This window comes from Streptococcus parasanguinis (assembly GCF_001069785.1).
Taxonomy (GTDB): domain Bacteria; phylum Bacillota; class Bacilli; order Lactobacillales; family Streptococcaceae; genus Streptococcus; species Streptococcus parasanguinis_T.
Genome location: NZ_JVSR01000025.1, coordinates 1 through 14,773 on the forward strand (window position 1 = coordinate 1; position 14,773 = coordinate 14,773).

A 14,773-nucleotide genomic window follows, 5' to 3' on the forward strand; every position below is an offset into this window, starting at 1 on the left:
GAAATCGAATTCTAACGAATTACCGATTTCTGTCCCACTCTCTTTTCTTCCTTATAACCAACCCTTTTCTTGGGCAATCTTTGCTGCCTCCGTCCGATTTTCCGCATCCAACTTAGTCAAAATAGCCGACATGTAATTGCGGATGGTTCCGTTTGAAAGAAATAAGCGATCAGCAATTTCTTGGTTAGAAGCCCCTTTAGCGACTTCTTTTAGGACCGCTTGCTCCTGAGGGCTTAGAGGATTGGGATGGGTCAAGATTCCTTCCATTAATTCAGGCGAATATTCTTTTTGCCCTGCTAAAACTGCATGAAGAGTCGCCATCAAATCTGTAATGCGACGTTCTTTTAAGACATAGGCATCGACTCCAGCCTTAAGGGCCCGCTCAAAGTAACCCGGCCGCTTAAAAGTGGTAACGATGACAACCTTGAGCTGGGGTTGTTGACGTTTGGCCCATTCCAACACTTCTAGTCCTGTTTTGATGGGCATCTCAATATCTAAGATAGCAATATCAACTGGATGGGTTTCTAGTAAGTGAATGGCTTCTTGCCCATCTCCAGCCTGCAAGACTTCGTCTACATCCTCTTGCAAAAGCAAAAGCTGGCAGAGGGCATCGCGCAACATACTTTGGTCTTCTGCAACTAATAAGCGCATCTTATTTCCTTTCTTGATAGGGGATCCGTATTTCTATCCGGGTCGGCTTGTGTTGATGACTGATCTCCAGCTCTCCTCCCAACAAGGCAATCCGTTCGCGGATCGAGTGCAAGTCCTTGTCAGAGACTTTGTCAAAGCCAATCCCATTGTCTTCTGCGATCATTTCTACACCTGTTTCAGTGGAGCGATAAGTGAGAAGGGCTTGCGTCGCTTTGGCATGTTTGATCATATTGGTGGCTAGTTCCAGAGACACCATGGCCAGAGCAGACTCTAGGACCGGCGAGATACTAGCTGTATCGAGATTGTTTTGGATCTCCACTTTGACTTGCGCCACTTCTAGCATTTGCTTGACGGTTTCTAGCTCTCTTGCCAGGGTTCGCTGCTTCAAGTTCTCTACAATCTCTCGGACTTGGTGCATGGACTCTTGACTAATGGCTTGAATCTCTTGCACCTGCTCCTGCGCCTTCTCAACCTGACCCAATGCTAAGAATTGATCAGCCAGGTCTGCCTTGACACTGAGCATAGCAAAGGTGTGGCCCAGACTGTCATGTAGATCACGTCCAATCCGATGGCGCTCGTTTTCTGCCAGCAAGAGATTGATCTGGGCATTTTGCTTGGCATGGTCAGCTTTCAACTCTTCCATCATCCGAATACGAACCATGCCGTAAGTCATGGCATGGGTAAAGAAGAAAATGATGATTAAAAATACCCATTCATACTCCATCGCATTCTGTTTGAAAAAGATAACTCCAAAAAGTAGGAATTGCGATAGAAAAACTGTCCAAAGATAAGGAGAGCGAAAATCGCTAATCTCAAAGTGATAGACTAACAGGTTACTGATGAAGAAATAAAACCAAAAATAGTTGGCGTTAATAAAAAGAGTATTTCCTGCTACATAGGCTAGGAGGTACAGCCAACAAATCCAGATCAGCTTCTTGTTTTCAGTAATCAAGATTCCTAGATAGGAAGCAATAAACAAGAGGGCTAAAAAGAAGTGCCAGTAGGGAACCTCACCCAATAAAATAGAGATAAATGGGAATCCCATAAAGACTAGGCTAGCGTAAAACATATAATGAATACGCTTGAGTTTTTCAATCATGAACGAACCTCAGAATGACGACGATAGACGATGACAAGGGTAAACAAGACCAGGGTAAATAAGGTTAAATAAAGACTAGCAAGAACATTAACCTGCCCCTTGTTTAAAAAGGTCTTAATCAGTTCCATCAATTGATAGGTTGGTAGACATTTGCCGATGGCTTGCATCCATTCTGGAAAGAGGCTAATGGGCATCCAAAGGCCACCCATGACAGCAAGCCCCATGTAAAGGAGATTACCTACAACAGACATCAATTGACTAGAAGGAAGCAGGGTCAATACCAGACCGAGAGCCACAAACGCTAGGCTTCCTAGGATGAGAATAAAGGCCGACAAGACCCAATCCTGTAGGGACATATTCACGTGGCGCACCACATGGCCCACGGTAAAGACAACTCCAATCGATAGGAGAAAATCGATAAAGAGACCCACAACCTTTATTAGATAATATTCTACCATAGATACCGGGGTATGGCGCAAGACTTTTTGCCAATTGTTGAGTCGATCGGTTTCAAGAACTGTTGGAAAAGAAAAGATAGCCGTAGACATCATAGAAAATGCCGTCATGGAGAGAAGATAATCCCTCATAAAGTGAGCAGGTGCTCCTGGTGCTTCCTGGTACATCCCTGAAAAGAAGAGATAAAAGGCCGTGGGCATCCCAATTGATAACAAGTAATAAATGGCTTGGCGTCTAGTCAAATGCCACTCAACCACGCCGAGAGCTTTCATGCGTTTCATCTTCTCTACCTACTTCCTTTGTATTTTCAAAAATAGAATCCAATAAACTTCTATTGGTCACCTCGATTTCTTGGATCGAACATCCTTCTTCTTGTAATCGAGTCCACAAACTATTGGCATCACCTGTCACAACCTGAAGGGCATCGGGTTTGACCGTCACTTGACCAATCCCTTCCATCTCGGCCACTAGAGCTTGGTAACGCAAAGGCAGGGTGAAATGTTTTTCTACCTCTTCGCTTCTCATAGCGAGAGGTGTCGTATCCCGAAGCAAATGTCCCTGATGCAAGACCAAAATCCGATCAGCTGTATGTTCTACTTCCTCGATGTAATGGGAAGAATAGACAATAGTCACACCTTGGTCCTTTAAATGCCCGACGATCTCCCAAAAGCGTTGGCGAGTGGACGTATCCATGGCAGCCGTTGGCTCATCCAAAAATAGGAGACTGGGACGACCAATCAAGGTCAACACAAAGGATAAGAGACGCTTTTGCCCACCAGACAGCTTACTGGCTAATTGCTTCTTTTGTTCTGGAGTAAAACGCAATAAATCATCGATGGCATTGACCGTTAAAGGGTTGGGATAAATGGAGCGAAAGAAACTGATCAGTTCCTGCACGGTTAGCTTTTGCACGATGGCATTCTCTTGAGGGAGATAAGAGACACTAGCCTTTAACTGAGGATGACCAGGAGCTTTTCCCTCTACTTCAATAGTTCCAGAAGTCGCCTTCATATCTCCCAGCAGACAGTTCATCAAGGTTGTTTTCCCAGCTCCGTTTGGTCCAATCAAGGCCAGACAATCCCCTCTCTCCACTGTGAAAGAAAGATCTTCTAGGATCACCTTTCCTTTGATACTTTTGTTCAAGTTCTCTACTCTAATGACGCTCATGATACTCTCCTTTCAAGCATGCTTGGCTAGCTGGAATGATGACAAAAACGACTAAGATCACTCCCGTTTTTTTCATTGCTCCATCTCCTTTTTAACAGCCTTGATCATTTTCAATCCTTCTTGAACCGCCCAGCTCATGATGCCAATCCCAGCAAATAATTCCCAAGGAAAATGGTAATAGAGACTATCATCCTTTGAAAAGATCAAATAGACGACCATCCCCACCACTGTTAACGTAAACACTTTATAGAACCATTGTTTCATTTTTCCTTACCTCTTACTTTCTGACTATATTATAGCGAAAGAAAATAACAGCCACTAGATAATTTTGTCACTCGCTAACATGACAAAAGTCACTAAAAAAAGCCAAGTGACTTCACTCGACTTTTTCTATTCTTCTTACCGACCTTCTTCTTTCATGCCATGCAGTTTCAAGGCCTTGACCAAGGCATCTGCCTTCATGTTTTTCAAATCATTGAGACCAGCATCTTTGAAGTAAGAAATTTCTTCAAGAGACTTGGCGTCAATTTGGTTGAGGTCAATCACACTGGTTGAGAGCAATTTTTTCTCTGGTGTGACTGTGTATTCCAAACTAAAACCGGGAACAGTTTTTAGCTTCTTATAGTCTTCATTTTGCTCCAGCAAAGCTTGAATGGCTGCTGTGAGCTCTTCAGGTGACTTTTCTGCTGCGATGGTCCCAAGTTGTTGGGGCAGATCGGCCGTCACTTCGATGCGAAGGTTTTCAACCTTATCTCCCTTAGACTTGATGATATCCCGGTGTTTTGTTCCATTGATATCTCCTACTAAGGTTGTGGTTTTTTCTTCATTTTTTACTTCTTTTTTAACAGAGGAACTGCTAGATGAGCTAGCGGTTGTAGTTTTCTTCGTTTGGGATTGCGAACAACCAGTCAATACCAAAATGGCTAGCCCAAGGGTTACAAAAAATTTCTTCATTTTTATAACTCTCCTTTCACATACTGATACCAGTATAACATATCGCGTCTTTCTTGTCTAAAAACTCCACTGCTCAAACCATTTCCCCCTCTTTTCAAGCTCTTCAATTTGAATAAAAAACTGATGAATTTGAGACTTTTTGCAGAAACCCCTTTTTCTCACGAATAAAGCCTCAGTGGAGGGTTCACTTCAGTCTCAATCCCTCTGAATCACGCTGATTTCATAGGGAATCTCCTCGTTTTTCTATATACAAAAAAAGGTTCCGAAAGGAACCTTCTGTTCAATTATTCTACACTAAACAAGTATGGGTAGACAGGTTGGCCACCTTGGTGGATTTCTACTTCTACATCTTCGTATTTTTCAGCAAGGGCTTGGGCCAATTCATTTGCCAACTCCTCACTGCCGTCTTCACCGACATAGATGGTCACAATTTCACTGTCTTCATCCAACATATGAGCGAATGTTTCTTCCAAGGTTTCCATCATATCTGGATTTGAAACAACGATTTTGCCATCGACCATTCCAAGATTATCATTTTCATGGATTTCAAGCCCATCAATAGTGGTATCGCGAACCGCTGTTGTCACACTACCAGACGCAACATCACCCAATGAAGCGCTCATGCGTTCGTAGTTTTCTTCGATCGATTTGCTTTCATCAAAGGCAAGAAGACTAGTCAATCCTTGAGGGATAGTCTTGGTCTCAACAACTGCTGCAGGTTGATCAATCACTTCTGCTGCAGATTGAGCGGCCATCAAGATATTTTTGTTGTTTGGCAAGATAATGATGTTGCGCGCATTCAACTCTTCAACAGCTTTGACAAAGTCTTCTGTTGATGGGTTCATGGTTTGACCACCAGAGATGATGTAATCCACCCCTTGCGCTTTAAAGATATCAGCCAATCCGTCACCCGCAACGACTGCAATGATCGCATATTCTTTTTCTTCAACTGGTTTGGCTTGACGCTCTTCTTTTTCAACTTGCGCTTCGTGTTGGTTGCGCATGTTGTCAACTTTCACTTTCACCAAGCTTCCGTATTTAAGACCTTCTTGCATGACAAGACCTGGATCTTCTGTATGGACGTGAACTTTGACAATCTCATCGTCATTCACCACCAATAGGGAATCCCCAAGGTTGTTCAAATAGTTACGGAATTCATCGTAATCGAAGTCTTTGACATAAGTTGGACCTTGTTTCAAAGCGACCATGATTTCTGTACAGTAACCAAACTTGATGTCTTCAGTTGCGACATGGCCAGCGACTGACTTGTGGTGTTCTGCATTGATCATTTCTGACATGGTTGCAGGTGTTGCTTGGAACTCTTCAGAAGCGATGAATTCTCCTGTCAAGGCTGATAAGAATCCTTCATAGATGAAGACCAAACCTTGACCACCAGAGTCTACCACACCAACTTCTTTCAAGACCGGCAACATATCTGGAGTCTTGGCAAGAGCTGTTTTAGCCCCTTCAAGAGCTGCACGCATGACTTCTACTGCATCATTGGTAGATTCTGCTTTTTTCTTGGCACCGATGGCTGCCCCACGAGAAACCGTCAAAATGGTACCTTCAACCGGCTTCATAACGGCTTTATAAGCGACTTCTACACCAGACTGGAAGGCTGCTGCAAGTGCTGCTCCATCCAATTCTTCTTTGTCTTTGACACTTTGAGAAAATCCACGGAACAATTGAGAAGTGATGACTCCTGAGTTCCCACGCGCCCCCATCAAGAGTCCTTTAGCGAAGATCCCTGCTGCTTCACCAACAGTTGAAGCAGAACGGTCCGATACTTCTTTGGCCCCATTTTCGATGGTCATTCCCATATTGGTTCCTGTGTCCCCGTCTGGTACAGGAAAGACGTTCAAAGAGTTTACATATTCCGCTTGTTTATTTAAGCGCGTAGCCCCCGCTTGAACCATTTCTTGAAATAAACTTGTAGTAATATTAGCCACGATTATTCTCCCACAATCTTGATATTTTGAATATAGACATTCACAGTATCCGTAGTGATTCCAAGTTGATTTTCCAAACTAAATTTCACACGTTCTTGAATATTTTTTGAGACTTCGCTAATTTTTGTTCCATAGCTCAAAACAGTGTAAACATCAACTGCGATAGTTCCTGCTTCCGTTGTTTTGACAACAACACCTTTAGAGAAGTTTTCTTTCCCTAGGAGGGCTTGGAAATTATCTTTGATCGCATTTTTGCTGGCCATTCCAACCACACCGAAGATCTCAGTAGCGGCACCGCCTACAACAGTTGCGATAACCTCATCAGTCAATTCAATTTGACCGTCCTTTGTATTGATTTTTACTGTCATAATTTCTACCTCAAAAGTATTTTATATTCTATTTTACCATAAAAGAGGTCAACTGTAAAAGGGTAGGGACTATTCTTCACCCGCTGTGACAGCTGTCTCTAGAGAAAAAGAAAAGGGAGTGGGAAAGAACTCCGTAAAATAAAAAAAGTTGAAAAGGTTCCCCAAACCTTTTCAATTTTTCCACCCCCGCACAGTTGATTAGGAAGTACGAATGTTTCAAACATGAGTAGTTCCAATCAACCACTGCGTCATGCTACTATTCCTATCAAAAAGCGAAGGCTGGACACTTTATGCCCAGCCTTTTTTCTTTATTAAACGCGTTCTACTTTACCAGATTTCAATGCACGAGCTGAAGCCCAAACTTTTTTAGGTTTACCATCGATAAGGACAGTTACTTTTTGAAGGTTTGGTTTTACGGCACGTTTTGTTTGGTTCATAGCGTGTGAACGGTTGTTACCTGATACAGTCTTACGACCTGTGAAATAACATACTTTAGCCATTTCTGTGTTTCCTCCTATTAGATCTAATATAACGGATGTGCTAGCACCACATACCGTACTATATTACCAAAAAAAATCTCTCTTGGCAAGCTTTTGGCCAAAGTTTTTCATTTCTGGCTTAAGAAAACGAATTCGTGCCTACATAGATAATTTCCAGATTTCCTAAGGAAACATCGCCCGTAATGTAGAAATCCTTGCTAGTGAGAGCACTTGGATTTTCCTGATGCTGGATCGCTGAAAGGGAATTATCCACATTAACATGGACGCGCCAATCACTTGGCACATAGAGGCTCAAACTTCCAAGGGAAACATCGACAACAAACTGAGCAGAAGGACCCTCAATCCGGCAATTATCAAAATAAACCGAAGCTTCTCCCATACTTACATCTGCACTTCCGTGGGTAAAGTGTTGGTCATTGAGATATTTTGTCACTGTAGAAAAAGTGACATCGATGTCATTGCCATCAGACTTACTCATCGAACCAGCAGAATAGGAAGCTAGGCGGTCTTTTGTTTTCTTAGAGGGTTTGAACAAGATGTTGAGCCCAATCACAGCGAGAATTGAAGAAAGGATCACCACCGAATTGGACACTGGAAGGAAATGGTATTGCCCATTGAGACAAAAGAGGGCTAATAGTCCATAGATGAAGCCCCAACCAAAATGACGCTTCAAGAAACTAGAGAGGGACAGGACGGCAAGCAGGATGACCCAAGCTAAGGTCCAGATGCTGATGTCCCATTTTACAAAATAGCCCTGTAAAAGGATTAAGGCTGCTAAAAGGATTAAGAATACTCCGATTAATTTTTTTCTCATGATATTACCTCATTTCATTTAGTCGTTCTTTTAAGAGTTGATAGTAGCGTCTAGATACGTGAACCTGCTTATGGGTCTGGTAGAAATTGACCGTGCTGGTCCCTGAAAAAGACTTTTCCAGAGAATAGATCTGCTTGGCGTTGACAATGGTGGATTTGGATATCCGACAAAAGGCGATGGGAAGCAGCTCCTCCAACTCGTAGAGCTTCTGCTTGACCTCATAGGCCTCGTCCTTGGTGTGCCCAAAAATCTTCTCCCCGTCCGTCTCAAAAAAGAGGATCGATGCCACATCCAGAAAATACTCACTTCGATCCTTGTAAAAGGCCAAAGGAGCAACCTTTTGTTCGAGGATTCTCTCTTGCAGCTGGGTCAACTCCGGGGTCAAGCGCGGAGCTCGAATCAAGATCTCAGGCTCGTCCATAGATGGATCCAATTCGATTCTAACTTTCATAAAACTCCTTTCCCAACGTTTTGATAGTACCATTATAACAGCTGTTGAAAACAAAACAAGGGCTTTTCAGTAAGTGGCACGTTTTCCCCATCAAGAGGTAGTTTTTGAGAAGTAAAAAAGCTGATCAAGTGACCAGCCCTCCTTTATTTATTGCTTTCCTTGTCCGGTAAAAGAAAACTAAGACCTACGCAAGCGAGCACACCTGCTGTGATGACCAGACCATTTGAAACCGGCAGGACATCGTAAATCGCATTTGCGATCATAAATGCGATCAAGGCGCAGATAACACTTGCCTTGTAATCTTTTTTCAAGAGATTTTCAAGTGTAAAGAATGCAAATAAGAGAACAGGAAATAGGGGCCAGATGTTCACATCGAGCTTTGGAAAACCAACCATTCCCATTGTGACAACCGCAAGAGCAACCAAAATAAATCCAAGTCCAAGTAGTTTTTTCATCATCATATACCTCATTTTGATTATTCGGAAGTATTTCTTCCTTTGATGATTCTATGATAGCAGAGAGCTCCTACGGAGACAAGGACTTTTGACTAAGTGGTCAAAAATGGCGCCTATGTGGTCAAAAGAAGGAGCGAGACCGAACGAATATGTGATCACCATTATTCATCGTCTCGCTCCTTCAAAGCAGATTTTTTCTATGCCGATTGCAGGGATCGAACCTGTGACCTACGCGTTACGAGTGCGTTGCTCTACCAACTGAGCTAAATCGGCGATTACCTTCTTAGTATAGCACTCTGATAGCGGATGTCAAGCACTTTTAGTTGATCTTTTTAATCAGAATCTGACATGGATTCTGTGGATCCCATAGTTGCGGAAAAATCTCTAATTTTTTAAAACCAAGACTGCGATAAAAGACATTTGTTCGGTCATAATCTTTATTTGAACCTTCTGCGACTGTTTTGACCTGTAGGTAGTCCACTTGTTTGACTGCTTCTCTTTCTATAGTCGTAATTAATTCCCTTCCAATTCCTTGACCTTGGAATGATTTTTTCACGCCTAGACAGTCAATTTCAGCACAATCTTCACTCGAATATGATAAACTTATAAACCCTACTACATCACTTTCTTGATAAGCAGCCCAAACTCGTAAATCCTTAGCTCCTTCAATGTAGGCTTGCGTGCTTTCTGGTATTCCAAACCATTCTGGCAAATCCCTTAAAATCTCAGCGACAACTGCCATTTTTTGATCTTCACCCTTGACTTCTTTAATTACAAACATCATAAGTTCCTTTCCTGATTTTAGTCTTACTTTACCTCTTACGAACCAGCACTTTCGTAGGCATCCAATCCCCTGTCCCAAAGTTTGAGGGAAATAACAAAGAAAACAAGGGAAATCAGAATCAAACCACCAATATTAAAGAGTCCATCCTTGTCCTGCAAGAAATAGCTGGCAGGATAGTAGGCCGTAAAGGCGAAAGGTACAATAAAGCTAATTAACCAACGAAGGAGCGAATTGTAAATAGAAATAGGATACTTGGCAAAATCATTAAACATATAGAAAATGTAAATCATGGCACCTGACTGCTTGGTCCAAAAAGCGATGCTGGCTGTTGCAATTTTCAAGGAAGTATAAATCAAGGTCGCAAAAGGAATACAAACTAGAAAAATCAGGAATTTTGGAAGAGTCCAAGCAATGCTAGTCGCCGTTGTCGCTAGTAAAATTCCACCGACCAAAAGTTCACCCAAGGCATCAATCTGAAAGGTCTCAACGAGTATGTGAAAGAGAGGATTGATAGGACGAGTCAGATACTTGTCAAACTCCCCTTTTCGAACTAGTCGTTGACCTAAAGCCCATAGATTGTCAAAAAAGAGATGATCTAGTCCCTTTGGAATTAAGGAAAATCCATAGATAAAGGCAATTTCTTGAAAAGTCCAACCTTCTAGGGAGGGAATGTGTTGAAAGATGACATTGAGAAACAAGAGGTTCAGGCCTTGAGTCAGAAAGACTCCCAACACACCAACCACAAAATCTACCTTGTATTCCATGATTTGCTTGATGTACTGTCTGATAAAAATCAGATGCATGCGTTGATATTTTTTCATACTAACCTCCCTGAATGGTGATAAATGACTGGACTCGTTTCCAAATCAACTGAGACAAGCCCACCATCACTATAAGCCAGAAAAGCTGAAGCAAAAGTGCTTGAAGAATCTGACTAGCATCGTATTTCCCAACAATAATCATGACCGGAGTGTAAATTAAGGATGAGAAAGGTAAGAAGGACAGAATATCTGAAATGACCTTTGGAAAGAAAGCCAAGGGAATCAAACTCCCAGACATAAAGGCCACTATGGAAGTCTTAAGTAGGTTGGAACCCCAAAGATTTTTAAATACAAAGGCTGAAAATCCAAAGCAGATATTAAAGAAAAAGTTAATCAGATAGGCCAGCGTTAAGCTAAAAAGATAAAGGGTAGTTAGTCCCAGCACTTCTACAATCCCTTGCTCAGATAAGATTTTCATCAAAACAATGACACTTAAAAATGGCAGTCCAACAGAGATAAAAATCAACCACTTGGAACCAAGCTCCGTAAAGAGGTAAGAAGCCGCAAAATGCACTGGTCGCAACAAGCGCATGATAATGGAACCATCCTTGACCTCATCACCAATCATAAAGGAAGAATCCGACCTGGTCAACAGATTGGTCACAAAACTCATGATGATGTAGAGGGTGATATCCGCCATACTGAAGCCCTGAATCAAAGGCTCCTGGGAGGAATCAAAGACAGCCTTCCATAGATAAAAAGCCACAAAAGCACCCATGACATCGCCAATCCGATAAAGAATAAAGTTGACTCGATAGCTAATCAACTCCTGAATCCCTGCATTGATAAAGGGTTTATAACGTCTCCACAATTTGACCATCTTAGAGCTCCTTTCGATAGAAGCGACGGATAATATCTTCAATATCCGTATCTACCATCTTCAAATCACGGACCTCAAAATCAGATAAGGTTTGCTTGATAATATCGGCCGACTGGTAGCGGGAACTATCGAATTCAATATTGAGAGTATTTCCTTGTCTATCAATGGACATATCAGGCAAACCCTCATAATGAGAGACTAGATGATTTTGACCTGGCGTCAGGTCAAAGGAGAGAGTCTTCATCTTTCCAAATGTCTCCTTGAGCTGGCTAACCGTTCCATCAAAAATCTCTTGCCCCTTATCAATCATAAAAATCCGATCACAGAGTTGCTCAATATCACTCAAATCATGAGTAGTCAAGAGAATAGTTGTCTCTTCCTCCTGATTAATCTGGGTAATGGCCCGACGAATGTTGTCCTTGACCGACACATCCAAACCAATAGTCGGTTCATCTAAAAAGAGAACTTTGGGATTGTGAAGCAAGGAAGCCGCAATATCCGCCCGCATCCGTTGACCTAGTGAAAGAGTCCGCACAGGATCCTTAATAAATTCCTTCAAATCCAAAACTTCATTCAAAAAGTCCATGCGCTTATGGAAAAGCGAGTCCGGTACATCATAGATCTCTTTCAAAACCGTGTAGGTCTCTTGCAGAGCCAAATCCCACCATAACTGGGTGCGTTGTCCGAAAACGACTCCAATATCCTTGACATAATCTTGGCGATTATCCTGCGGAATCTTGCCGTTAATCCGACAAAAGCCAGATGTGGGCTTCAAAATTCCTGTCAGCATTTTGATGGTGGTTGACTTCCCAGCACCATTTGCCCCGATAAATCCTAAAATCTGCCCTTTTGGAACTTCAAAAGTTAAATCCTTGACCGCTTCAAAGGTCTGCTTTTCAGGATGAATAAAGGAGCGTAAGGCTCCCTTTAACCCCGGCTCCTTAACTGTCTTCACAAAATTTTTCCGAAGATGTTGCACTTCTATCATTGCCATATCTATCTCCCTATCGTAAGAAGCAACATTGTATTTTTGACTACAAATATTCTAAATCCTTACTTTCTACACTTTCTCAATATTATTACAGAAGGCTTTATACCAACCTATTATAATCTAATAAAAATAGGAATGCAAGCGTTTGCTTATGGATTACGAAATTAGAGATTTCTCTCTTAAAATGAAACTTTTAATCAAAAATTCTGTTAAATAGTTTCCTTAAAACACCAAAAAAACCACCCTCACGGGCAGGTTTATTGTTAAGAAAAAGAATTTTTTTAATCGAGAAAATTAACGATTCTACTGTTAATCCTTCAGCATTTAATTATTACCATCAGTCTCAATGGATTTTTAAGTCCTCAATTATTCTCTAAAAATTCTTTAATGCGAGAAACAATAGCATCGCTTTGATAATGATAGAGGTCGTGAGGCGCATCCATATAGTCGACTTGAACATTAGACTGGTCGCTTGCAAATCTCTCTGCATAACGTTGCCACTCTGATTGGCTAAAGGTCGTGCCTTCACCGTTAGAAACCAGGAGTAAGGCTGGAATTTTCGGATTAATGCTAGATGGAACTTTCTTGGCATTTTCCTTTGCCAAACGGGATTCATGAAGCATGGCTTGTGACATCAACTGCTTATATGCTAGTAATTTATATTGTTGTCGTTCAGTTTCAGTCAGAGTTTGATTTTTTATATAAAAGGACTCAGGGAAATAGCGTAATAAGCCAATCTTACTGCTACAATAAGCCACAGTAAGCAAGACCTGATTATCCTTTAAATCCTCATAACTTGCTGGTAATGCCCAATCCAGACCAACCAAGGCTTTCACTTCATCAGGATACTTTTCCTGCCAAGCAAGGCTCTCAAGGCTAGCCATTGAATGAGAAACAATCACATAAGGCCCCGAAACTTCGGCTTGTGATAGAGCTTGACGGGTCTCAGAAAGAACCGTCATCACATCTCTTGATTGATCACTATCTTCACTAAAACCATATCCCGCTCGCTCTACGACGACTACTTTGTATTTTTTGGATAGGGAATCTGTTAGATTCTTAAAGTCTAATATAGGTGAAGCAATACCTGCACCTGAAAGAAATACGATCGTTTCAGATCCTTCACCTTTAATGTATACATTCATTTGATGTCCATTGACCGTGACCTCTTTACCGATAGGAGTCAGAAGCTTACTTTCTTTTTGCAAACTAAGTTGGTGAAAACCAAATGTACCTCCTAGAAAAAGGATAAGAACAACAAAAATGATCCAGCTAAACTGTTTAATTTTTTTCATAGGCATATTGTACAAAAATTAAATCCCGGAATCAACTTTTCCCAAACAAAAAAACAAGATCCACATGGGACCTTGCTTTCCTGTTTTTTATTAAGCTTTGCCTTCTGAACCGAATACGTCGATACGTTCTTCAACAGCTGCTGTAATTGCTTCGAAACCTGGTTTCAAGAATTTACGTGGGTCGAAGAGTTTCTTCTTGTCGTATTCTGCTTCGTTTGCATCGTATTCACGTACGAATTGACGAGTAGCATTTGCAAATGCGATTTGGCATTCAGTATTAACGTTAACTTTCGCAACACCAAGTTTGATCGCTGCTTGGATTTGATCATCAGGGATACCTGATCCACCGTGCAATACGATTGGGAATCCTGGAACAGCTTCAGTCAATTTTTGCAAGTGGTCAAGGTGAAGACCTTTCCAGTTTGCTGGGTAAGGACCGTGGATGTTACCGATACCTGCAGCCAAGAAGTCGATTCCTGTAGCAACCATTGCTTTAGCATCTTCGATTGGTGCCAATTCACCGTCACCGATGATACCGTCTTCTTCACCACCGATAGTACCAACTTCAGCTTCTACTGAGATACCTTTAGCATGAGCTTTTTCAACGACATCTTTCGCCAATTTAAGGTTTTCTTCAACTGGAAGGTGTGAACCGTCAAACATGATTGAAGTGTAACCAGCTTCAATACATTCAAGAGCATCGTCGTAGTGACCATGGTCAAGGTGAATAGCAACTGGTACAGTGATACCCATTGATTCTACAAGGTTTTCAATAAGGGCTTTACATACTTTGTAACCACCCATGTATTTAGCAGCACCCATAGAAGTTTGGATAAGTACTGGAGCTTTCTTAGCTTCTGCTGCACGCAAGATAGCTTGAGTCCACTCAAGGTTGTTTGTGTTAAATCCACCAACTGCATAACCGTTGTCACGAGCTGCTTGGACAAATTTTTCTGCTGAAACGATTGCCATGTGTAATAGGCCTCCTATAAATTTTTGTGGGATTGATCCCACTTACATTGTTTATTTTATCACTTTTTAGATGAAATTGCTAGCTTTTCCTGTGTCTTTAAGCACTTTCTTATGATAAATAGAGCGTAATCCCCTATCTCCTAAGGATTTCATCCTAGCAAATAAGTAAAAGAGAGTGGGACAAAAGTCCTAGCCTCTCAATTATTTTTGGATTGTCGAGCAAGAC

Annotated in this window: 18 protein-coding genes and 1 tRNA gene; all 19 read right to left on the minus strand. The window is 41.7% G+C overall.

The features are described from left to right. Nucleotides 1–51: 51 nt before the first annotated feature. Nucleotides 52–651, minus strand: coding sequence for a response regulator transcription factor (locus tag ADG03_RS01605; RefSeq protein ID WP_049471758.1), 600 nt, complete (start codon nt 649–651; stop codon nt 52–54). Between the two features lies 1 nt (nt 652). Beyond that, nucleotides 653–1,750: a sensor histidine kinase gene (locus ADG03_RS01610; protein ID WP_049471757.1), complete on the minus strand. Its 1,098-nt coding sequence runs from the start codon at nt 1,748–1,750 to the stop codon at nt 653–655. Beyond that, the gene (locus tag ADG03_RS01615) at nt 1,747–2,487 is read right to left on the minus strand and encodes an ABC transporter permease (RefSeq protein WP_049471756.1); all 741 of its coding nucleotides are present in this window, start codon (nt 2,485–2,487) and stop codon (nt 1,747–1,749) included. Before ADG03_RS01615 ends, ADG03_RS01610 begins: the two co-directional genes overlap by 4 nt. Then, complete coding sequence (locus ADG03_RS01620; protein ID WP_049471755.1) at nt 2,456–3,373, minus strand: ABC transporter ATP-binding protein; 918 nt, start codon at nt 3,371–3,373, stop codon at nt 2,456–2,458. Before ADG03_RS01620 ends, ADG03_RS01615 begins: the two co-directional genes overlap by 32 nt. Before the next feature lie 72 nt (nt 3,374–3,445). Further along, nucleotides 3,446–3,637, minus strand: coding sequence for a hypothetical protein (locus tag ADG03_RS01625; protein WP_014712940.1), 192 nt, complete (start codon nt 3,635–3,637; stop codon nt 3,446–3,448). A gap of 135 nt (nt 3,638–3,772) precedes the next feature. Next, a complete protein-coding gene (locus ADG03_RS01630) occupies nt 3,773–4,327 on the minus strand; it encodes an SP0191 family lipoprotein (RefSeq protein WP_049471754.1) in 555 nt (184 codons plus the stop codon). Between the two features lie 284 nt (nt 4,328–4,611). Then, nucleotides 4,612–6,276: a DAK2 domain-containing protein gene (locus tag ADG03_RS01635; protein WP_014712937.1), complete on the minus strand. Its 1,665-nt coding sequence runs from the start codon at nt 6,274–6,276 to the stop codon at nt 4,612–4,614. Nucleotides 6,277–6,278: 2 nt separating this feature from the next. After that, nucleotides 6,279–6,644, minus strand: coding sequence for an Asp23/Gls24 family envelope stress response protein (locus tag ADG03_RS01640; protein WP_003004393.1), 366 nt, complete (start codon nt 6,642–6,644; stop codon nt 6,279–6,281). Nucleotides 6,645–6,955: 311 nt separating this feature from the next. Then, nucleotides 6,956–7,144: a 50S ribosomal protein L28 gene (gene rpmB / locus ADG03_RS01645; protein ID WP_001140948.1), complete on the minus strand. Its 189-nt coding sequence runs from the start codon at nt 7,142–7,144 to the stop codon at nt 6,956–6,958. Nucleotides 7,145–7,262: 118 nt separating this feature from the next. After that, a complete protein-coding gene (locus tag ADG03_RS01650) occupies nt 7,263–7,958 on the minus strand; it encodes a LiaF transmembrane domain-containing protein (protein WP_049471753.1) in 696 nt (231 codons plus the stop codon). 4 nt (nt 7,959–7,962) lie between these two features. Beyond that, complete coding sequence (locus ADG03_RS01655) at nt 7,963–8,409, minus strand: LytTR family DNA-binding domain-containing protein (RefSeq protein WP_003004160.1); 447 nt, start codon at nt 8,407–8,409, stop codon at nt 7,963–7,965. 143 nt (nt 8,410–8,552) lie between these two features. Continuing rightward, complete coding sequence (locus ADG03_RS01660) at nt 8,553–8,864, minus strand: LiaF transmembrane domain-containing protein (protein ID WP_049471759.1); 312 nt, start codon at nt 8,862–8,864, stop codon at nt 8,553–8,555. A gap of 200 nt (nt 8,865–9,064) precedes the next feature. Continuing rightward, nucleotides 9,065–9,137 (minus strand) — tRNA-Thr (locus tag ADG03_RS01665). A gap of 46 nt (nt 9,138–9,183) precedes the next feature. Further along, nucleotides 9,184–9,645, minus strand: a complete 462-nt coding sequence (locus tag ADG03_RS01670; protein ID WP_003017336.1) for a GNAT family N-acetyltransferase — start codon at nt 9,643–9,645, stop codon at nt 9,184–9,186. A 38-nt stretch (nt 9,646–9,683) separates the two neighbouring features. Continuing rightward, entirely contained in the window at nt 9,684–10,469 is a 786-nt protein-coding gene (locus ADG03_RS01675; RefSeq protein WP_003017328.1) for an ABC transporter permease, read from the minus strand. A gap of 1 nt (nt 10,470) precedes the next feature. Beyond that, the gene (locus tag ADG03_RS01680; RefSeq protein ID WP_049471752.1) at nt 10,471–11,289 is read right to left on the minus strand and encodes an ABC transporter permease; all 819 of its coding nucleotides are present in this window, start codon (nt 11,287–11,289) and stop codon (nt 10,471–10,473) included. Nucleotide 11,290: 1 nt separating this feature from the next. After that, entirely contained in the window at nt 11,291–12,283 is a 993-nt protein-coding gene (locus ADG03_RS01685; RefSeq protein WP_013904684.1) for an ABC transporter ATP-binding protein, read from the minus strand. 359 nt (nt 12,284–12,642) lie between these two features. Continuing rightward, nucleotides 12,643–13,581 (minus strand): alpha/beta fold hydrolase, encoded by a 939-nt coding sequence (locus ADG03_RS01690; RefSeq protein ID WP_049471751.1) that lies wholly within the window; start codon nt 13,579–13,581, stop codon nt 12,643–12,645. An 84-nt stretch (nt 13,582–13,665) separates the two neighbouring features. Continuing rightward, nucleotides 13,666–14,547, minus strand: a complete 882-nt coding sequence (locus ADG03_RS01695) for a class II fructose-bisphosphate aldolase (RefSeq protein ID WP_003004573.1) — start codon at nt 14,545–14,547, stop codon at nt 13,666–13,668. Between the last annotated feature and the right edge of the window lie 226 nt (nt 14,548–14,773).